15 protein-coding genes and 1 pseudogene are annotated in these 21,614 nt (G+C 38.8%); 8 read left to right on the forward strand and 8 right to left on the reverse strand.

The annotated features are described in order from the left end of the window. Window positions 1–50: 50 nt before the first annotated feature. A complete protein-coding gene (locus AB5062_RS17570; RefSeq protein WP_008668044.1) occupies window positions 51–1,541 on the forward strand; it encodes a hypothetical protein in 1,491 nt (496 codons plus the stop codon). A gap of 11 nt (window positions 1,542–1,552) precedes the next feature. Further along, window positions 1,553–2,113 (forward strand): DUF6705 family protein, encoded by a 561-nt coding sequence (locus AB5062_RS17575; protein WP_005839072.1) that lies wholly within the window; start codon window positions 1,553–1,555, stop codon window positions 2,111–2,113. A 99-nt stretch (window positions 2,114–2,212) separates the two neighbouring features. Here the strand turns inward: AB5062_RS17575 and AB5062_RS17580 are convergent, their stop codons facing one another. Then, complete coding sequence (locus AB5062_RS17580) at window positions 2,213–3,208, reverse strand: TlpA disulfide reductase family protein (protein ID WP_005848799.1); 996 nt, start codon at window positions 3,206–3,208, stop codon at window positions 2,213–2,215. Window positions 3,209–3,341: 133 nt separating this feature from the next. Between AB5062_RS17580 and AB5062_RS17585 the strand changes: the two genes are divergently transcribed. Further along, entirely contained in the window at window positions 3,342–5,090 is a 1,749-nt protein-coding gene (locus tag AB5062_RS17585) for a DUF4091 domain-containing protein (RefSeq protein ID WP_005848801.1), read from the forward strand. Between the two features lie 313 nt (window positions 5,091–5,403). Here AB5062_RS17585 and AB5062_RS17590 read toward each other — a convergent pair whose 3' ends face one another. Genes AB5062_RS17590 through AB5062_RS17620 form a run of 7 tightly spaced genes read right to left on the reverse strand, consistent with a single transcriptional unit; the run spans window position 5,404 to window position 14,868 of the window. Continuing rightward, the gene (locus AB5062_RS17590; protein ID WP_005839066.1) at window positions 5,404–5,733 is read right to left on the reverse strand and encodes a DUF2149 domain-containing protein; all 330 of its coding nucleotides are present in this window, start codon (window positions 5,731–5,733) and stop codon (window positions 5,404–5,406) included. Window position 5,734: 1 nt separating this feature from the next. Then, on the reverse strand, window positions 5,735–6,334 hold the full coding sequence (locus AB5062_RS17595; RefSeq protein ID WP_005839065.1) for a MotA/TolQ/ExbB proton channel family protein: 600 nt from the start codon (window positions 6,332–6,334) through the stop codon (window positions 5,735–5,737). A 14-nt stretch (window positions 6,335–6,348) separates the two neighbouring features. After that, window positions 6,349–7,038 carry a hypothetical protein gene (locus tag AB5062_RS17600; RefSeq protein ID WP_032945923.1) on the reverse strand — a complete coding sequence of 230 codons (690 nt, stop codon included), beginning with the start codon at window positions 7,036–7,038 and terminating at the stop codon, window positions 6,349–6,351. 6 nt (window positions 7,039–7,044) lie between these two features. Continuing rightward, complete coding sequence (locus tag AB5062_RS17605; RefSeq protein ID WP_032952556.1) at window positions 7,045–11,520, reverse strand: cobaltochelatase subunit CobN; 4,476 nt, start codon at window positions 11,518–11,520, stop codon at window positions 7,045–7,047. A 46-nt stretch (window positions 11,521–11,566) separates the two neighbouring features. Beyond that, entirely contained in the window at window positions 11,567–13,723 is a 2,157-nt protein-coding gene (locus AB5062_RS17610; protein ID WP_005848805.1) for a TonB-dependent receptor, read from the reverse strand. Window positions 13,724–13,736: 13 nt separating this feature from the next. Further along, a complete protein-coding gene (locus AB5062_RS17615) occupies window positions 13,737–14,399 on the reverse strand; it encodes an HmuY family protein (RefSeq protein ID WP_005839056.1) in 663 nt (220 codons plus the stop codon). A 1-nt stretch (window position 14,400) separates the two neighbouring features. Then, window positions 14,401–14,868: a calycin-like domain-containing protein gene (locus AB5062_RS17620; protein ID WP_005839054.1), complete on the reverse strand. Its 468-nt coding sequence runs from the start codon at window positions 14,866–14,868 to the stop codon at window positions 14,401–14,403. A 233-nt stretch (window positions 14,869–15,101) separates the two neighbouring features. On the opposite strand from AB5062_RS17620, the gene AB5062_RS17625 reads away from it, so the two are divergent. From AB5062_RS17625 to AB5062_RS17645, 5 genes and pseudogenes are all read left to right on the forward strand, one after another. Further along, on the forward strand, window positions 15,102–15,335 hold the full coding sequence (locus tag AB5062_RS17625; RefSeq protein WP_005848808.1) for a hypothetical protein: 234 nt from the start codon (window positions 15,102–15,104) through the stop codon (window positions 15,333–15,335). A 345-nt stretch (window positions 15,336–15,680) separates the two neighbouring features. After that, window positions 15,681–16,589 carry an AraC family transcriptional regulator gene (locus tag AB5062_RS17630; RefSeq protein WP_005848809.1) on the forward strand — a complete coding sequence of 303 codons (909 nt, stop codon included), beginning with the start codon at window positions 15,681–15,683 and terminating at the stop codon, window positions 16,587–16,589. Window positions 16,590–17,109: 520 nt separating this feature from the next. Further along, a complete protein-coding gene (locus tag AB5062_RS17635; RefSeq protein ID WP_368326923.1) occupies window positions 17,110–19,908 on the forward strand; it encodes a hypothetical protein in 2,799 nt (932 codons plus the stop codon). Window positions 19,909–19,912: 4 nt separating this feature from the next. Beyond that, window positions 19,913–21,103 carry an OmpA family protein gene (locus AB5062_RS17640; protein WP_032952595.1) on the forward strand — a complete coding sequence of 397 codons (1,191 nt, stop codon included), beginning with the start codon at window positions 19,913–19,915 and terminating at the stop codon, window positions 21,101–21,103. A 434-nt stretch (window positions 21,104–21,537) separates the two neighbouring features. Beyond that, window positions 21,538–21,614: pseudogene (locus AB5062_RS17645) on the forward strand (transposase family protein); the annotation flags it as partial.

Genomic DNA, 21,614 nt, shown 5'->3' on the forward strand with positions numbered 1-21,614 from the left:
TATTGCAAATATTCTCAACCCATACTAACCACAAATCAAAAATAGATACTATGAAACGAAAAACACTTAAAAGAAAAATTTCTATTGTTGGCATTTTAGTTTTTGTCAGTATGATAGTTTATTCATGTTGGCAAGATGAATGGTCCTCCAATGTAACTGATGAAGTTATTTTTGACAGCAATAAAGAATTGACCATTGCTAAAGCAGAACAATGGTATAATGCCACCAATCCCTCAGCTACTACAGTTAGATCCTTAAGTGCTGACGGGCGAATTCCAGCAAAGCCTAATTGGAACAAGGCTAAAGAAAGTAGAAAAGGAGATTTAGAGGTAGTCGAAACAACTCTAATGACAAGCGGTAGTACATTTTTTATGGATAACGAGACAAAAGAAAAATATGAACTACAAGATGATTTGGATAAAATATATAATGTAGCACGCATGGTAATATTGAAGAATCTAGAAACAGGTGAGATTTACAACTTCATCATGGTATTCATAGGTACTTATGATTATTTGATGCATACCACCTCTTTTGAAAACAATTCTTATTTACATCGTGAAGCTGATTTTGATGGAAAAGTTTTATTCTACAATTTCAATTATGGATTGGTAAATGGTTGGAAATATGAATCAGGGAAAATAACAGCCTCCATTTCTCCGGGAACAGAGGAAGGATACCGTATGAGTTTGCAAAGAGGAAGAGGACAATCCGTATGTAATACGGAAATAGACTGGATGGAAAAGCGGAATTGTCATAATGATATCGTTTGGGATCATGAACTGGGGCTGCCCGGCATCGATGTAATTTGCGACAAGTATTTACATCCTGAGTATCATGAAGTTTGCGTTTCATTGGATGATGACGAAATGGATGGCGGAGGTGGTGGATATAATCCTCCTTCAAATCCTCCTGAAACACCTCCTACTCCTTGTAAACGTGCTAAAACATTATCGCAGGACGCAGCATTTAAATCGCGTATAAAAGATGTGTATAGAAAAACATTTTCTGCAGGCAATACTGTGGAGCAAGGCTTTATACAGACTTCAGACGGGCAAACTATTTTCCCGAACGTACAAGAATCAGGAAGTGCCAAATTCACAAATGATCAAATAGCAGGAAAAGAAATCATGGAATGGTACCATTCCCACCCTACAGGCTCTATGATTACTTCATGGGCAGATTTAAAGGCTTTAGCTATACGATACCAACAGGGATATGTGAAATCAGAGAATTTTACTTATGGAGTAGTTTCAGAGTTCGGATGTATGAGTATTATGATAACTTCTCCCACAGATTTTAATACTTTCGCTACCAAAGTTCGAAATGGTGAACTTTCCGAAAGTTGGAACGCTTATATAGTTGGTGCAAGCGGAGGGGGAGTTGATGAATGTATAGGTCAGTTGCTTAAATTTTTAGATCGCAATAACTCCGGTCTGTCAGTGATGTTTAGTTCGAATATTGATGAAAGCAATCCGACTTGGAATGCTCAGGAACTAGCTTCTAATGGGAAATCTGTAAATATGGAATGTAACCAATAAAAAGAAAAGTCATGAAAAGAATAGAATTTGTTTTGTGTTTGTTTTTTATCAGCACAGTTAGTTTTGCCCAAAAGGAAATTGCTCCAACAAAAAACTTGGATGCTTATATCGGGACTTGGATGTATCAGTCAAATGATACGATTTTTAAAATAGTTCTTAAAAAAGGATATGCAGAGGATCAACACATGATTATAAATGGTCTTATGGGAGGATATTTTCTATCAGTGAAGGGAATAATTGTAGAAAACTATTTTAGTATCAGAGATACTATTTGGCACTTGGACAAAAAAAAGGGAACTCAAGATTTTTCTATCTGGGCTTCAAACAATGCTACCAGTTTGGACTACATTGATCCTAATCGAGTCGGAGTTTTATTTTACGACCAACGGAAGAAGCACTTCGGCGGAAAAGGGATATTAGGCGGAAAAATACTTCTGCTTTCTTCCGATAAAATTCGTTGGCATCTGGATGAAAAATTAGGATTAGCCCTTGAAGAACCGGATGAATATACAGAACTGATAGGATTTTCTGTTCCTTCGGACGTGATAATGACTAAAGAGAAAGAACAATGATGTGAACAAAGACAACAAAATGTATCAAAAGCCAATGGAGAACCAACAGTAACCCCTGGCTTTTGGTACATTTATTTTCATAATCTTACAGCAAACTTGTTATTTCAAAACCTCATCCAGCTTTTGTTGCAAAGCCTCCCCTTCCAATCCTACAGCCAAGATCACCCCATTGGGGTCCAACAAGAAATTCATAGGAATCCAACGAATAGCATACTGCACGGCTGCATCCGATTTCCAGTCCTTCAAGTCTGAAACATGAGTCCATGCCAATTGATCTTTCTCAATAGCGGCCAACCAAGGTTCTTTCTTACGATCCAAAGAAACTCCTAAAATAGTAAAATTCTTATCCTTGTATTTATTCCAGGCAGCAACAATATTCGGATTTTCCTTGCGACAATCAGGACACCAGGAAGCCCAAAAATCAATCAGTACATATTTTCCTCTCAAACCGGATAATGTGACAGGATTACCGTCTACATCGGGCAATGTAAAATCCGGAGCCACAGCACCGACCTGAATATCTTCCATCCGCTTGATAAAGCCATCTATTTGACTGACATACATGGTTTCATCCAATGAAGCATCCAGTTTGGCACGCAATGCCTTCATTTCTTCCAAATTCAACTTATAAGCGAAATCCTTCACTATGAAATAAGGGGTAACAGCAGATGCCGGGTGAACAGCAACCAGACTATCTATGCTATATCCATCCTGACGAGTCAAAGGAGCATTTTGTGCATACAGATCATTAATGGCAGAACCTGTCACTGTCAGTATCTTTTCTGATTCATTCATCTTCAACTGCATCTTTTCGTTATCTAAAAAGAATACCAACGGACGTTTGCTATCCCTGAACGTAGTCAGCCCATAAGCCAATGGCTCAGTACAAACACCTTCAAATTTGAAAGTACCGTCAGTAATCACAGCCGAATCCACAGCTATGAACGATTTATCCTGATATTTTTTCAGATACACCATTCCATTTTTAACATCCGATATTTCTCCATGCAGAGTATATCCTTTTTTCTCTTCGCCACAGGACAGTACAGTCATAGCCAGTACACCAGCAAAAAGCACATTTACCATTCTTTTCATCTCTATCTTCCTTATTATTATAACTCGTCAAAAATAAATATTCCTATGCAATTATGCAAACTCCACCGTTCCTATTTGGAAATTAACTCTCCCTGAGTTACCTTTGTAACTTCAACTAACTATTATATAACCTATGAAAAAACTCCTATTTCTAGGCGCTCTCCTGTTGTCAACAGTATGTATGAACGCCCAAACTTCCGAATATTATCAGGAAGCAGCCAATCCTATTGCCACCAACCCCGCTTTATGGGCGAAAGTTACAGCTCCACAAATCAGCTGGGGAAGCACAGACATCCGCTATAAGAAAGAGGAACCGGCTCCCATCCATAGTGTGCAGAAAAGTATGAATCTTACTGCATGGAAAGGTGAGAAAATTTCAGCCCAACTGGTAGTATGGACTCCCAAAGCGCTGAATGACTTGACTTTCATGGTCAGCGATTTAACCTCAGGCAGTGCAACCATCAGTAAAGAGAATATCCGAACAGGCTTTGTCCGTTACGTTATAACCGATGAACTGAACAAAGACGGTTTGGGCGCATGTGGCTATCGAAACAGTGCTGATTTTGACTCAACTTTAGTAGCAGATGTAATAGACCATATCACTCCTACTCTAACCCTTCCTGCCAACTCCACCCAAGGGGGATGGATCAGCGTAAACATCCCTCAGGGCACTAAAGCCGGGAAATACACAGGAACCGTCACAGTGAAAGCCGACGGTATCACCTTGTCTGAATTAAAACTGAACCTCCAAGTGAAGAACCGTACTCTGCCTCCTCCTTCCGAATGGGCTTTCCATCTGGATTTATGGCAGAACCCTTATGCAGTATCCCGTTACTACAATGTGGAACCGTTCAGCAAAAAACATTTCGATTTGATGCGCCCATTGATGAAACTGTATGCCGATGCAGGTGGTAAGGTAATCACAGCCTCCATTATGCACAAGCCCTGGAACGGACAGACCTATGATGCTTTTGAAAGCATGGTCACTTGGTTGAAAAAAGCGGATGGAACCTGGTATTTTGACTATACCGTATTCGACAAGTGGGTGGAATTTATGATGGATCTTGGTGTCAAAAAACAAATCAGTTGCTATTCTATGGTTCCCTGGCGCCTTTCTTTCCAATATTTTGATCAGGCTAGCAACTCTTTCAAATTTCTGGACGCCAAACCGGGTGAAGTTGCTTATGAAGAATTTTGGATGAATATGCTGCAAGATTTCTCAAAGCATCTGAAAGCAAAAGGCTGGTTCGATATCACTCACATTGCGATGGACGAACGCCCGATGAAGGACATGCAGGAAACACTGAAAGTGATCCGTAAGGCTGATAAAGACTTTAAAGTTTCTTTGGCAGGAACTTATCACAAAGAACTATTGGATGATCTGAATGACTATTGTATCACCATTGCCGAGAAATTTGCTCCCGAAGAGATTGAAGCGCGCCGGAAGGCAGGCAAAGTAACTACTTATTATACCTGCTGCACAGAGCCCCGCCCCAACACTTTCACTTTCAGCGAACCTGCCGAAGCTGAATGGCTGGCATGGCATAGTGCGAAAGAAAATCTGGACGGATATCTTCGTTGGGCTTTAAACAGCTGGGTGAAAAATCCCCTACAAGACAGCCGTTTCACAGCTTGGGCTGCCGGAGACACGTATATGATTTATCCGGGCGCCCGTTCATCCATCCGGTTGGAACGCCTGACAGAAGGAATACAATTTTTTGAGAAAGTACGCATTCTGAAAGAAGAATTTGAAGAAAAAGGCAATAAAGGAGCTATTAAGAATATAGACAAAACCTTGAAAATGTTTGATGAATCAAGCATGGATAAGATTGCTCCTACCACTGCCGTAAACAAAGCAAAAAAAGTTATCAACCGATACTAGAAAAAGGGAAAATACCTTTATTACATACATATATATATCGGACCACACATATGTATGTAATAAAGGTACTTCAAACTAAAAGCCGAACAGAATTAATTTGTGGAAAATAGGATGGATGAATCCCCGATAGCTTCAAAAGTAACTTAAGTGCATTGGGCAAGTAACTTAACTTACTTGACACTTTCACTTAACTTACTTGGCTCACGAAGTCAAGTTACTTTATTTGCCCTATATTTCTCAAATAAATTCTGTTCGGCTATATAAAATGGCAAGTTCTAGTTTTGACTTTATCCTCCCTTTCCTTTATACAAGTTTATTCTTCGGGTACATAAATGATTTCTCCATTATCCAATTCATAGGCAATACCCACCTTTTTTCCTTTCTTGCCGCTTTTGACATCCTGATCCTCAGAAGGGGTATAACGGTTAATCTTCTGCCCTTCCTTGGTTATGATTTCCATGTTTTCCTTACCCGGATTCTTCACCATCGTAAAATCTTCCTGACTAAACATTTCAGTCATATTATAACGGGTAACCAAGGCCACCATTAACGCTACAGCAAACACCATCGCCACATCAAACAGATTGCTGACCACGCTCATCGGGTCACTATCCTCCTCTTTTCTTAATAAATTACGTTTCATCTCAAGCTGTACGTTTTTCAGTGAGCAATTCAGAAAGGAATTCCAGATTGGTCATATCCTGTAAATACCAGCGTTGCTTCACCTGCTGGGTTATGAAACCGATAGCACTAGAAAACAGACCAACTACAGTCGTAGCAAAAGCGACCTGCATATTATACGCCATAGAAGCGATATCACCAGTAGAAAGTCCCACCAAAGCAGGTCCCATTGGAATCAATGTACCCATCAATCCAAGCATCGGTCCCATCTTGGTCAATGTTTTTGAAATAGCCAAATCCTTATCAGCAGTAATTTCAAAATCAGCCAACAGGCGCTGCACATGTGCCGGACGGTCTTTTGACTCCAACACCCGACGGATATACGCAATGACTAATGAGTTCGACTTCACAGGAAGTTTGCCTTCCAATTCGGGCAAAGTATCTATAGTCAGTGTATCAAGCTGTTGACGCAACAACGCATCCGTACGCCGAATAGCCAGATACTGCCCGAAAAAACTGCCTATCAATAATAGCGAACGGATGAAAAGAATAATAAGCAATACAACAACAGGGACTAAAAGTCCGTTCGAAATCCAAAACAGAATGTCTGATATAAGATTCATAATGTCAGTAAGTTTTAAATGTTTGTTTTTATTCGTCTATATTTATATATAACCAATCCAATGAGTCCTCCACCTGCCAGCATAATTATCAAGCCGGTCAATGCCCCCCAATCCACCTCGCTTACACCTGTTACGGCGGTACGACCATTTACAGTAGCAATAATTCCCAATATGGCGGTCAATGCATTAGTGAGGAACAATAGCTCCAACCGTAATTCCTTTTCCGGCAAAAGATAACGAAGAAACAATGTGCCTGCAGAAATCAATATCAATACACCTGCCGCCATACTCCATGCGACAAGAGAAAAGGAAACACCCGGAAAAGAGAAGATAAGATATACCAATCCGCTAAACAAGACAGGAAATATCAAAATCCCCGGAAACCAACGTAAAGCACGGTAAGCCCAAAGAGTACGTTTCTTAACAGGCCCTGTAGTAAGCACATGAACAGCCAACATACAAAAAGCCATCTGTAAGGCAACTTCCACTGTAAGCACCACCGAAGTGTCAAGCATCAATTGGACATTTGCCAACCAATCAGCAATCTGTGTCTTAGACTGCTGAATAGCATATGGCCACATCAGTCCCACAAAGAGGGTGGCTACAACAGCTATTGCTGCAACCGATCCTCGTTTACGAAATGTCTGTTTCATCATAAAATTGAAACAGACCAATATCATAAGAACAACTACAACTGTTTCCATAGCCTGTTATTCCTGCATTTTTTTACGGCGACAACGCACCAATACAATTAAAACAAGAACTGCAGCCACCACTACAACGCAAACAACAGTATTGCTTACCGTATTCGTCTGTTGTTCCGTACCGACTGTATTCATCTCTTCTTTTTTCATCACCATACCCTTTTGCTCTTTTGAAGCAGCAACTTCACGTATCTGACTGATGTTTTCCTTATACCGGGATGCAGTCTGTGCATCCGTTTTAGAAGCTATGAACTGACGTAATTTAGCATTATCACAAACAAAACCAGAACAAGACGGTTTATATTTATTCACCAAATCGGTATGTAGTTTGGCAATATCCGCTATCTGTTGCCCGCTAGCCTGCCACATTCCTTTACGGATAGTTTCCATCATTACCGCAGTCATTTCTTCCAAAGCGGCAGGGTTCTGCTTTTCAAAATAATCCTGCACTCCCAAGTTAAATTTATCCTTTACATACACATCATATATCTCATTCCACATTTCCTTATCAACAGCCTGAGGTTTCATGACATTCCAACCATACGTATTTTGCACAATCTCAGCAAAAGTATTAGCTGCGCCGGCCTCCCCTTTCATTTTTTCCTTAATATAAGCAGGATTGAATATTGTGGTACGGCTCTCTATACCAATAGCTTCTTTCACCTCTTGCATACGGGCATTGTTACGGTTACGATAGTCGCTCAGATATGCATCAGGATCTTTACCGGTCACATTACGGACAGCAAGATTCATACCTCCCATAAACTCATACACATGATCCAGACTTAATGCACCCCATGTATTGCTTTGACGTGGCTGAATAACCGCATCCGTACGTGTCAAAGCAGCTTCCAAAGCAAATTGGCGAACAGTTTCCCAATTCTTTTCACTACCATAAAAAGCACCCATATTATTCAAATAAACATCGGCGATTTCCTTTTCACTTTCCCAACGGTCACCAGATTGCACCATACTTTGTATACCCGTACCATAATTACCATTCACTCCTCCGAACACACGGAAAGTAGACATTTCACGGGCCTCTTTTGGAGTCAGACCTTTTTCTATTAATACACGTTCAGCTTCCACAACACCTGCTGCTACTTGATTTTCAAATTGATCTTCTCTAGCATTGGCTGCCATCTCTACGGCACGATTAATAAGAAACAGACGTGAAGCGGCAATATCTCGCAGCTGCCCGCTAGTCTGCACTACCACATCAATACGAGGACGGCCTAATTCAGCAGAAGGAATCAGACGAAGATCCGTCACACGCCCAAACGTATCACGAACAGGCTCTACACCCAGCATATAAAGCACCTGTGCAATAGTAGCACCGCCGGTTTCTATAAATTCTCCACTCCATAATGTATAACTTACTTTACGAGGAACAGAGTCATTATGACGACGGCGATACATTTCGATAGTGTTGTCAGCCAATTGTTTTCCTTTTTCCCATGCAGATTCCGACGGAGTTTCTTCAGCATTGATAGCGAAAAGATTTCGTCCTGTAGGTAATGTATTAGGATTGGCGATGGGATCACCACCCGGTGAAGGCTGCGTATATCCTCCGTTCAACGCATTCACCATAGAGGTCAATTCTCTTTCCGGACTTTCCAAAAGGGCACTCTTATAATTGCCCACATTCTTCAAGGTACGTTCTACTTCCACGACAGCCAAAGCAAAATTCATCTCCTCTTTAGAATATTCTTTTTTCTTGGACATCATAGCTTTCATCATCGCTTCCATGCCTCCGAATTTATCACTATCCGCTTTTTCACGTTTTCCTCGAGAAGTTGTTTTCATTGTAACCGTATCTTTGGCCAGTGTATTCATACCTACAGCACGGCTCTTGTACATTCCTGTTTCCATTTTCTTTAAAGCTTCAGGGCTTGCACCCATTTTTTTTGCAAGTTCCATAGCTTTCTCAGGATTCATACCTTTCGCTATTTCCTTCATTTTCTCTTTCATAGACCCGGATATGCTATTCCTTTTCGAACATCCGCTTTGGTCAGCCTGCATTATTCCACTGCTCATATCAGCATGTGTTTTAGCCTCAGCCGGAGCTTCTTCAGCTAATGCCATCATCATGGCCATCATGCCTTGAGGAGTATTACGGGATTTATTGATTTCATGTGCTTTAGCAAGTTCATCGGAAGTAATGCCAGTAATACGGCAAATCAATTCATCAGAAGCCAACGATGGATCAGCCAACAGACGAGTGACCAAATCACGTGCAGGTTCTAAATAACGCTGAGTAAAAAGAGTGCGATGTTTCTCTACCTGTCCGTCCGCACGATTACGTAGTTTATCTAATGCCAACAGACTATAGGCTATCGGCTCGGTAGCCATAGCATACACACTGGAAGTAATACGAATGGGTTCATAAGGAATCCCCATTGTATACAACTGACCTGTAATCTTCTCATTTGCCAGTTCCTCTGCAAAATTTTCTATACGCTGAATATCTTCCTCGGCATAAGGAACAGTAAGAAGACTATCCAATTCCAATTCACGATGGATGCCCAGTTTCACCGTGAGTTTCTTTACCGCCAATGAAGCACGGTTCAAAGCGTCTTTATTTCCGGTAGACAGTACAGCCTGCCCATCGGCCGGAAGTAAATTATTGTATGTTTTGACAGCCTCAGTCAGTTCACGATAAATGGTGCGGACACTACTTTCCATAAAAGGTGGAGTAAGATAAGATTGCAATCCCGCATACGAACGACGCTTAGCAATCATCCCTTCACCTACATTGCCGATGGAATAAATATAAAAATGAGGTAATGCACCTACCAGACGGTCGGACCAGTCATTGCTGCACAAAGCAACTTGTTTGCGCGGAGTGAACTCTAAACTGCCATGAGTACCGAAATGAATCAACGCATCAGCTTTAAATCCGAATTGTGTCCACAGATAAGAAGCAATATAAGTATGTGGAGGAGCTGCATTGGTTCCATGTACTACTTTAAATGCATTATCCCCACTACCGGCCGCATTCTGTGGCAAGAGCACCACATTTCCAAATTGCAAACGAGCTACTCCTAAACGGCCGTCGGAAGTAGTCATATATGCTCCGGGAAATTCACCATTGGCAGCTATTACTTCGGCATACATTTCAGGACGAATGGATTTCTTTATCCAACTCTCATATTGTTCTTTTGTTATGAGTTCGGGCTTGCCGGTTTCCATAAACCGATCAAAAGCTCCTTCGGCATACGAACCAAATACGGCTCCTTGAGATTGTATCATCTGTTCCAATTCTTTCGAAGAGGTAGGCAAACCGTCCACCTTGTAGCCCTCGCGTTTCATACGCTGCAACAAGTTATAAAGTGAAGGAACCACTTCCATACCACCCGCAGTCAGTGCATTCTGACCAGGACCTTTATAATAATAAATAGCAACGCGTTTCTCACTATTGGGTTTACGCTGCAGAGCAATATAGTTATTAACTGTTTCTACAAAAGTTTCCAAGCGTTCTGGAATAGCATAAGCGTGTTGCAAACCCTCCTCATCCTTATAATGTCCAAAAAGAGCGAACGGACGGATAGCTCCATCTATCTCGGGAGTAACAATACTTTGTGACATAAAGCCGCCATTCATCCCCATCTTGTCCCTCTCCCACTCCTCTACCAAGCGATTTACATTCAATGGAGAGAAAAGCGGTATATTCTGTTTCGCCAGATAATCTACAATAGGTTCACCCATACGTCCATGCGCCATATTGATAATAGCAAACGGACGGACAGAATCAATTCCATGGTTCTGAATAAAAGAACGCATGGAACGTATAGGATAAACCATATTGCCAGTTTCCTCCAATTTAGCAATAAGCCCGGAAGGTTCACCCATCGGACCGGTCACAATAATACGCGGAGCATTCTCTTTCCACAAGCCGTTATGTTGCAGAAAAGTATTGTATCCGGCTACCGTATTGAAACCCAACTCTTCGTCTTCGGGTTTCTTTGGGTCCATGTGATAAAGCACATCATCGGCACGTTTCATTACGGCTTCCGGTTCAGACACAGAGAATAGTTTTTTATCAATATGCACACGCACATAATTCAGCATACTGCGATAGTTACGACGTCCTCCATTAGACAGATAATGTTTCAATATATCCGCTTGGATGGAATCCAATGAAATAATCTTGTTTGCAGGATTGGTAGCGGCAGTAGTCAATACCGGCAGACCACCATCGGCTGCCTTTTGTATTTGCGCACGTTGCTCTTCAGTAATCCTTAATCCCATGGCATTGATAAATACCATATCATAACCGGCCAATCGGTTCAGATCATCTGTGCCCAGTTCACTGATTTTAATAAATGAATTGTCATTAGCTTTAGATATCTGCCCTAAACTGATTACCTGATAGTTGATGAAAGCCACTTTAGTTGCACTGAACCAAAGATTCCATACACCAAACAAAAGCAGCAAGATGACTGCTATCCCTCCGCCAATCAATAATTGTTTCTTCTTCATATCTTTATTTAAATCACATAGTTTATTTAGTATTAGCAGCCAAATTTCATTTGAACAATTGTTCTATATCCAATGACAAACCGGCTGAAAAAGTTGTTCCTTTAGTAGCAGGCGAATTATTATAATAACGGAAAGGGACATAATTAAACAGGTTGTCTACCGCCAAAGTCATATCAACACCTTTCCATACTTTCTGAGACAACGTAAGCTTCCACATTGTATACGCCGGATAGGTCACCTTCTCAGTTTCTTCATAAGAAGTGTTCGAAGTATATTCCTCCGTATTCACCTTGGACAGAAAGCGTCCGTTCAAAGCAACATTAAACGCATAGTTCTTCCAATGCTTGTCATACTCAAGACGGACAGTAGCCGTATGCGGGCGAGTACTTGAAATGACAGGTTGCCCTTTCTTTATATTCTCATGTGTATAGGCGTAAGATAAACGTGCCGACAGTCCACAAGGATATTTGACGGAAGCATTTGCCTCGGCACCGGATATCCTGATATTTGATATATTGGTATATACCTGCCCTTTCAACGCCTCACTCCACGCCGTAGTGATACGATTATCAACTACATTATAGAAACCTGTCACCGTCAAATTATAACGACCTTTCATATATTCTGCCGAAAGAGAAAAATTATGGCTGGTTTCAGGCTTCAAGTCAGGATTACCATAAATCATAAAAATACTTGCCATATCAAAATTCATATACATTTCTTTCAAAGTAGGAGCTCGGAAACCACCGGCATAGGAACCTCTCAATGAACAGTTTCCTATTTTATACATCAGTCCTAATTTGGGAGAGAAATGATTAATATCGGAATCTGAATAATAATCAAAACGTAATCCTGTGATGACATTGAAATATTTCGTCGGGTTCCAGTCAAACTGTGCAAAGCCGTCCACTGTATACTGATGTTTACTTCCATTATTGGCAAACTGATAGGACATTAAATAATCACGCATATAATCACCACCCACGGTGAGAATATGCTTACCGACAAAAGTATGATTATAAAAAGTATGAACCGAATGTTGTACATTACTATAATCACGTACATCATTAGCGTCTTGCGGCAAGTAGTCGCTCTTATCATACTGGTCGAAAGAATAAGCTATTTCCAGATCCTTATCTTTATCCAATACATAATTTCCTTTCACCCCACCACTGAAGTCGCGATAACGGTCTTTACTAGTCTGTGACTTCTCACGTTCACGAAAAAAATATCCGGCACGTGCCGTCAGTTTCAGATGGTCATTAGCAGTATAGACCAAACGTTCTTTGAAATTCCAAGTTTTATCACCATACACCTTTTTAAATGCCCAATCCTCCGTTTCCTCATTTGTTTTTCCATCTGCCAAATCTTTTTCATCTACTTGGGTATGCTGTACATTAGTCACACTATTGAATTTTCCAACATTGAAACCTATTGTTCCTCCATAACGCTGCTCATTATAAGCCCCGTAACGTCCATTGAGATTCACAGTCCAAGGCTCCGCAGGCACTTTACTTATGATGTTTACCACTCCTCCTACCGCATTCGAACCATAGAGTGAAGAAGCCGCACCTTTTACAATTTCAATACGCTCCACATTGCTCATATTCAATCGGTTGTAGTCTATATTATCCAAAGTCTCACCTGCCAGACGCTCACCATCAACCAGAAAAAGTACAGCATTTCCACCAAATCCTTGCATATTGAGAGAAACTTGCTGGTCCATGGAATAAGAGAATTCAATTCCCGGCAGTTCTGCCTGAAGTAAATCTCCAATATGGGTAGCATCTACTTTTTTTATTTCATCGGCAGTAATGACACGAGTTACAATGGGAACATCTTTCAGGAGTTTCGGAGTACGGGTTCCCGTTACAACTACAGTTTCCATATTTACAGCATCTTCTTTCAGTATAAAATCAACTTTACCTGTTTTACTGACAGACACTTTATGAGTCTGCGAGATATACCCCATGTATGAAACCTGTAGAGTATATTCTCTATTATCGGGTAATTTCAACATGTATTTTCCCTGTGTATCCGTAGTGGTTCCCAAAGTTACTTTTTCTTTTACGGAAACTGTTGCTCCCGTCAGAGGTTCTTTATTTTCATCAAATACAGTTCCCGAAATAATTCGTTGTGCTGATACTGATACCGCCATCAGCCAACACAGTATCAAGCACACGTTTCTGAGTAGTCTATGCATATCGTATGTCGGTTTACAATTCAAACGGATAAATATAATCAATAGTCATGAAGCCTTTTACACCACTAGCATTCATATAATTTGTGAGACGAACAGCCGCATAAGTTCCATCTTTCAGCTTTACCATATAAACCTTGTTTGAAAGAGTATAGGTAGGTGGCATATTACTTTTATCAACATTCAACCATTTGGATAGTTCTTCATTATAATAGGATTCCATATAAACAATATTACCATCCATCATACCTGACATATCAATGGCTATCTTAGCGGTAGTCCAAACATCCTCCACATAGGCTCCTTCGGGCATCGCATCCGCATTCCGTAAAGCGGAAAAACCTGTGAAACCGGTTTCCAATACTGCTCCAGCATTGGTTTTAACATCATAACGATGAACAGCAATATCCCATTCCTCCGGTTCTTTCTGTTCAGAATCCGTCACATTTACAGAATCTACTTTTTGTGTATGGAAATCGATAAAAGTCCAACGTCTATAATCAGTAGCGTCAATATAAATAGTACCCGAATGGGTAGAAGGGTCTGTTCTTATAAAACCCAATTCATTACTATCCGAAGCAGCAGGACTATCATATATTCCTTCCAAAATACCATCACATGCCGAGAATGGCAAAAGCATCATTCCCAGTATGGTTATAATAGAGAGATATCTTTTCATGCTATTTAGTGCCTACAAAAGTCGCAGTAATAGCCATAGGCATGGCTCCCGGCTTTAGTGTAAAGATCAGATCAGCCTTTTCATCCTTAATCGTTCCTTGTAAACTTCCTGTATATTTTACAGAACCAACAGTTACATCAACAGCACTTTCCGGCAAAATATAAGTGACATTATCGGAGGTATGCACTTTAATTCCAGGTATAGCAATATCCGGCAATGACATCATTCCTTCACCAGCACCGCCAACTAGAAGAACTTGAACAGTTCCCCCTTCTTCCGCAGTAATTTTCACCTGACTGTCTGACGTTCCTTGATCATTTCCTGATACTGAGAGTGATAATGTTCCATTGTAAATACCAGCAACCTCCTGAGCCGGAATCACGGTATCTTCCTTTTTATCATCATTGTCACTACATGCTACTGCACACAATGCAATAGCCATCATCGCTAAAAAGTTTTTCAATTTCATAATACTTTAGTTTTATTGATTAATAGTTATTATTTTATGTTTTCAAATTTGTTGCAAAGTTACCCTTACCCCCAAGAGTACACAATACCTAAAAATTGGGGTTTTATTACTGATAATCATATACATAATAAAATACACGAGTACTTATTTTTAGGTATAAAGCCGAAAATTATCACCATTAATAGGTATTATCAGTATGTATTTCTATAACCAATTTTGTAAAAAAAGCAAGCATGATTAAATTGACACATCATGAAATGCCTGTGAACAAGACACTTCATCATAGAACAATAGAGATTCTGACAGCACTTACCCTACTTATAGGTAGTCCGTCATTCCTTATTTACTTCTATTGTTCCCACGACACAAATAATCCATTATGCCAATGGTTGCTTTGTACTTTGAACCATACTCCCGAAGATGGGGAATACTTATATAATCGATACTTAGTAATCAGTATCACATGAGCGGCCTTATATTCGGATTTTTATTTGTAATTTCCTTATTGTTCATTGCAATAAGAAAAAGATCCTTAGATTTATCTCCATTCCAAATCACTTATTTACATTCACTCATAAAAAAAATCAGTAAACATCTTCCACTTTATAAGCTACCATCCAAAGCATCCGGCCTTAAATACCTTATAATTTCATATGTTGATAAACTCTTTCTTAAACAGAAGATTCAATTTCATATTAGCAATGATTTAGTTGCATATTCCTCCTATAGCTTTAAAACATTTTAAATATCAAGTTATATTTGTCCGGGATAGATGTATCAAAACTTTTTTTATCTTAAAATGTTTATAATGTATGGAAATGCTATTTTTACTAAAGAATTTATACCGTGATCCTCTTGCGCTATCCAGATTCAGCCAATTCAGGTGTCTTCATATAAGTAAAGGAGAGATTATCCAAAACTTGAACGAAACCCATGAATTTCAAGTTTGTTTTGTTCTAAAAGGGTCATTATGCCTATTCAGAGATCATATAGAATCCATGCCTCTGATGGCAATGCAGAATGAATTTTTCTTCATCAGCAGCCTGCATCAATGTAAAATCAAGGCAATGGATGAAGTACAACTTGTCATTCATGCATGTAATATTGTGGCTCCTTATCTACATAGCAGAACAATAGAGTATCTGCAAGATATATCCATCGAAGAAGTAAAACCGGTAGAAGTCCTTCCCATTTATCCGTTAATGCGTTCCTACTTAGATTTGCTGGTCGATTACATGAAAAATGGAACAGAAATTCCCGACTTACATCGAGCCAAAGAATATGAATTGTTCTCATTATTTAAAATTTGCTATAAGAAGAATGAAATTGCCTCCATTTTCCGTGATGCGCTATCTAACGACCTTCAATTCTTCGTATCCGTCATGACACATTACAAAGCTTGCAGAACAGCCAAAGAACTAGCTGTTTTATGTGGATATAATGATACTGTTTTCACACAGTTATTCAAAAAAAACTTCCATGGAGATACACCATATCAATGGTTACAAAAACAAACATCTTATGAAATTGAATTCAAATTAAAAAAAAGTACTTTACCCATCAAACAAATAATGCTGGACTATCATTTCAAGACTTTCTCCCATTTTACAACCTACTGTAAAAGAAATATCGGAGCTACTCCTAACGAAATACGTAAAAAAGGAGAAGAATCAAGAGATACACCTTCTCTTGAAACATATTCAGTTTCTGCAAACGATTAAACAAACATCCCGCATCCTGAAAATTATGAATATACTTATCTCCATCATACACACTAAAGCTAATAATAAGTTTGTTTCCTGATCTCGGTATATGGATCTATTTTAAGAGTTTCTATACATCTATAATAACAAATATCACAAAACCTAATCATAATCCACCATCAATATATGGAAAACTTATCACATATACCCCTCTGTAAAATCATATAAAGCATCTACCATTTAAAACTATCCCAAAACGAACATTTAGAAAAATAGGAAACCTTTTTATGCAGATATAAAAGAAAGAACTGATTATATGCAAACAAATCTTTTAAATACGCAACTTCTTTTTAGTACCAAATATAGAACTTTGCACCCAAATAAAATGTGAATATTATTATAATGTAAATCGCACACAGCAGAATAACCTAAAATATAAAATTGCATGCCCCCCAACGATACAATATTCAATAAAGCAGAACGGAGTTTATCCAATATGTAACAACAAAGAACAATTCATTTTTAATAATTTACAGTCATGTATACAAAGAAGAAATGCAAAATTTATGTATTATCAGTGCTACTTTGCACATTTTTTTTCTCGTGCAGCAGTATTGATTTTGAATTACCCCAAGGTCCTCAGGGAACCAATGGCAAATCCGCTTATGAGATATGGAAAGAAGAAGTTGAAACCGGTCATATAAACTGGCCTTCCACCCAAGTTGATTTAGCAGACTTTTTAGTTTATATTAAAGGAGAAAAAGGAGACAAAGGAAAAGATGGAATGTCTGCATACGATCAATGGAAAATCCTGATCACCCAAGGTAATGTCACCAACCCTCATGCCCCTTCGCTCATTTGGCCTTCTTCAAAAAATACAGAAGCCGATTTTTGGGATTTTCTTAGCGGAAGAGACGGAGAATCACCTCATATTGGCGAAAATGGGAATTGGTATATCGGCAATAAAGATACAAAAATCAAAGCTATCGGCAAAGATGGAAAGGATGGAATTAATGGCAAAGACGGATTTTCCGCCTATGAATTATGGAAACAATCTGTTGCCGGTGACAATATAAATTGGCCCAAAGACCAAACAACAATGGAACATTTCTTTTTATATTTAAATATAAAAGATGGTGAAAATGGTATTACTCCACATGTTGGTGAAAATGGTAATTGGTATATTGGCAATCGTGATACAAATTTTCCGGCTCAAGGTCAAAAAGGAGAAAATGGTAAAGACGGAACATCCCCTTATATTGGTCCTAATGGAAACTGGTGGATCAATACATCCGATACAAAAATAAAAGCTCAAGGAGAAAAAGGAAGCGATGGATTAACCCCTTTCATTAAAGACGGATACTGGTGGATAGGCACATCCAATACAGGGATTGCAGTGCAAGGTCCCAAAGGAGAACAAGGTGATAAAGGAGCGGACGGACTTACCCCGGTGATAAAAAATGGGAACTGGTGGATAGGCACCACCGATACAGGAATAAAAGCTCAAGGAGAGAAAGGAGATGATGGCGTATCTCCCCATATAGGTAATAACGGAAATTGGTGGATAGGTACTACTGATACAAGAATAAAAGCTCAAGGAGAAAAAGGAGTTAACGGAGCATCTGCATACGAATTATGGGTAAATGACGTCAAAAATGATAAAATCAAAGACAAAAATAATTCAGCATGGTCCAAAGATAAAATTACAATGGCAGATTTTTACACTTACCTCAGTGGAACAAATGGTAACAATGGAAAATCCGCTTATGAACTATGGAAAGAAACTGTAGGAACAGGCAATATGAATGATCCTAAAAATCCAGGACAAAAATGGCCTTCTGACAAAGTTTCAGAATATGATTTTTTCAATTATTTAGCTGGTAAAGACGGAATAAACGGAAGCAATGGTTTGTCAGCACATGAACTGTGGAAAAATGACTTAGCTAAATTTTGCGGTACAACAGATGCACTTATTGACCACAAAAATGGTGGAGTATGGGACTGTGAAAAAAATACGTTAAAGGATTTTTATGACTATCTACACGGGAAAGATGGCAAAGACGGAGAAGATGGCAAAGACGGCAAACCCGGAGAACCAGGAAAACCGGGAACAGAAGTTACCATCATTAAGGGCATACCTAATGTTATTGCACAATATTCTCAATCAGAATATGGTGAATATGTACGCACAACTGATGGAGGTGTACTCTATAAAGTATATGATGAAACTGGACAAATCGCACCAAAAGCTCAAGTAAAAGGCATGCCGGGTATCAATGCGGAAAAAACTTACATTACCAATGAAAACGGAGAGTTTATTGTACCTAAAGAAGATTTACCCGAAATACAAGACATAAACTTACGCTGGGGAACGGTAAAAGAAGTAACCCTAGCCGGAAAGTTGCCGCAAGAATCCGCTAAAAACACATATGTTCCTAATAGAGTACGCATGAGAATGATCCTCCGCGATAATTCAAATTCATTATACGATTATCAGTATCTATATTTCTATATACAACGAAAAGTTAATCCGGAAGACCAATGGCAAAATATCCCTTCTTATTTACCTAATAGTGGTTCAAGGAATTTAGACGCATATAGAGTCTCTGACAAAAATAATCCCAACAGTATTTTGCCAGACAAAAAACTATATTCAAACCAAAGTTATAGTTCAAATAATGGAGGATATTATTACTATATTTATACCTATCGGTTCATTCAAGAAAATCCCGGAAAATTCAAAAACAATCAATCTGAATATTGGGATGGAAGTGACGTTTATTACACTGTAAAAGCTAGAGAACCTTATTATGGAGAAACTTTCCAATGGAATGGTGTTTGTTTATTAGCTCCTTATCAAATGGGACCTACGCTAAAAACATTAAAATTAAAAATAATATCCAATGGAGAAGCACCCAGTTTCTCATCTGCTGAAGGTGAATTGGATTTTTCAAAAATAGACTTTACAAGAATTTACAAATCATCGACCACACGTGTCGTTAAAGAAAATGGAATGGACTATGTAGAACCGATAGCATATACTGAAGAAGAAGCCAGCAAACTTAAAATGGCATATATCACATTCAGATATACCTCAACAGCTGGCTCACAAGAAGCATCAAGCTCTAATAACAGATCTTCTGCAGAAGTTCCAACGTTCAAAGTATTCGCACCATTTTTAAATTCATCCATATACATTGACAGTGGCAACAGTTCATATTTCTATAGATATTATCAAGGTTATCTCCGAAAAGGAAAGGATGAAAAAACATTTATTATTGAAAACTATAGCAGCTCTTATGAGTTGCCCGAAGTACAAGTTATCTATGAAGAATAAAAATATGAAGAAAATATATATACATAAAATCCATCTCATACTATGCTTTACCTCAGTATTATGTTTCGGTTTACCTATAAATGCACAACAAAATGCAAAGAATGGAGCAGCCGATAATAATAAAAAAGCATGGGAAATAGGTATAGGCGCAACCGGACTTCAAATGACACGTTTTAATGTCATTAATTTCCATACTAATAATAAAGGCGGTTACACTGTAGGTACTAATAAAAAAGATTTTATTTTTGGAGGAAATCTATATTTTGCTCGTGAACTTAACTCTCATTTTTATCTAGATTTACAAGGAACATTAGACTACAGTTCCGATCCTGTCCGTAACGGTAAAGAATCAAGATGGCTAGGTATGGCAGGAATCGGTTTACAGTGGCGTCTAGGTGAATATCTCCATTCAAATTATATTGATCCTTTCCTACGGATGGGAGCCAACTATATGTACAAGAATTTTAAGATCAACTATAAGGGGATGGAAGAATTCAACAGTGAGGAGATGGGATGGAATCTATCAAATGATTATACTAAAGAAGGGAAAGATAAACAAAATCTTATCCCTATTTCATTGGGAATAGGCGTGAATATGTGGCTTAATGACAACATTGGCATAGGACTCCAAGGAGACTACCTCATCATGCCATACAAACATATAGCCAATTCATGGCAAGGAAGCATTCGATTGATGTGGCGCATTGGTGGTAAATCCCTAAAAGTCAAACCGGAAATTCAATATGTGGAAAAAATCATAGAAAAAGTTATAGAAAAACCTATAATCATGAAACAAATTATAGAAACTCCAAGCCAGCCCAATGTTTTATGTGATTTATTCAACAATATCTATTTTGAGTTTGATAAAACAGAAATAACTCCTAAAGCAGCTACTATCATTGATGAAATAGCTCAAATTATGCTGACAGACACAAGCAAAAAATATCTCATCACAGGATGTACTGATGCAAAAGGATCATCACAATACAATATGGATCTATCCCAAAAACGTGCAGACGCTGTAGTCAATGCACTTATAAAGAAAGGAGTTCCCAATAAAATGTTAAAAGCAAAAGGAGTGGGCGCAAAAATATCGTATGCATCTCAGAATGCTCCCAACGAAATACGAGAAGGAGATCGTAAAATTATAGTTCAAATCATTACAAATATGGATTATTGGAATTATATACCATAAAAAATTTCCCCTCTATCAAAACGGCATATATTCCTATATCGTGGAATATAGCCGTTTTGCATATTCCAAAGAAAAGTTCGAGCCATGTATACCCTCATGCCCTCACTGCATATATAACAGGTTTATTATTAACGATTTATGTAGTAAGGATAAAAAAAATTGCTCTCATTCATGCTCTCATACTCTCACAATGTTTTGAAGTACATTTCCACATAAATTACTTGTTTTCAGCCACATACCATTTTCTTATAGATCGTTTCGACTTGATATAAAGTAGGGTGTTTTAGGCTTTTTCCCCGCAAAAAGTACGCATGAAAGGTCTGTACCTCCACAGAATGACGGTTTACGATGCATTGGTAACAATAAAAAAGGGCTCAGCGGAAATTTCTGGTTGGTAAGTTTTAAAATTAGCTATCTTTGCTTACCTTTGTTTTATGAAACCCGAACGACTCCTTCGTGCCATCCTTCCGGATGTGCTTATAGACAACTTTGATATTGTCAATTTCGACAA

This window comes from Phocaeicola sp. RTP21359st1_B8_RTP21360_211022, assembly GCF_040911965.1.
In the GTDB taxonomy this organism is placed as follows: domain Bacteria; phylum Bacteroidota; class Bacteroidia; order Bacteroidales; family Bacteroidaceae; genus Phocaeicola; species Phocaeicola vulgatus.

Coding starts and splice junctions, on each gene's coding strand:
- AB5062_RS17570 (WP_008668044.1), top strand. CDS start 51: ATGAAACGAAAAACACTTAAAAGAAAAATTTCTATTGTTGGCATTTTA.
- AB5062_RS17575 (WP_005839072.1), top strand. CDS start 1,553: ATGAAAAGAATAGAATTTGTTTTGTGTTTGTTTTTTATCAGCACAGTT.
- AB5062_RS17580 (WP_005848799.1), bottom strand. CDS start 3,208: ATGAAAAGAATGGTAAATGTGCTTTTTGCTGGTGTACTGGCTATGACT.
- AB5062_RS17585 (WP_005848801.1), top strand. CDS start 3,342: ATGAAAAAACTCCTATTTCTAGGCGCTCTCCTGTTGTCAACAGTATGT.
- AB5062_RS17590 (WP_005839066.1), bottom strand. CDS start 5,733: ATGAAACGTAATTTATTAAGAAAAGAGGAGGATAGTGACCCGATGAGC.
- AB5062_RS17595 (WP_005839065.1), bottom strand. CDS start 6,334: ATGAATCTTATATCAGACATTCTGTTTTGGATTTCGAACGGACTTTTA.
- AB5062_RS17600 (WP_032945923.1), bottom strand. CDS start 7,038: ATGGAAACAGTTGTAGTTGTTCTTATGATATTGGTCTGTTTCAATTTT.
- AB5062_RS17605 (WP_032952556.1), bottom strand. CDS start 11,520: ATGAAGAAGAAACAATTATTGATTGGCGGAGGGATAGCAGTCATCTTG.
- AB5062_RS17610 (WP_005848805.1), bottom strand. CDS start 13,723: ATGCATAGACTACTCAGAAACGTGTGCTTGATACTGTGTTGGCTGATG.
- AB5062_RS17615 (WP_005839056.1), bottom strand. CDS start 14,399: ATGAAAAGATATCTCTCTATTATAACCATACTGGGAATGATGCTTTTG.
- AB5062_RS17620 (WP_005839054.1), bottom strand. CDS start 14,868: ATGAAATTGAAAAACTTTTTAGCGATGATGGCTATTGCATTGTGTGCA.
- AB5062_RS17625 (WP_005848808.1), top strand. CDS start 15,102: ATGATTAAATTGACACATCATGAAATGCCTGTGAACAAGACACTTCAT.
- AB5062_RS17630 (WP_005848809.1), top strand. CDS start 15,681: ATGGAAATGCTATTTTTACTAAAGAATTTATACCGTGATCCTCTTGCG.
- AB5062_RS17635 (WP_368326923.1), top strand. CDS start 17,110: ATGTATACAAAGAAGAAATGCAAAATTTATGTATTATCAGTGCTACTT.
- AB5062_RS17640 (WP_032952595.1), top strand. CDS start 19,913: ATGAAGAAAATATATATACATAAAATCCATCTCATACTATGCTTTACC.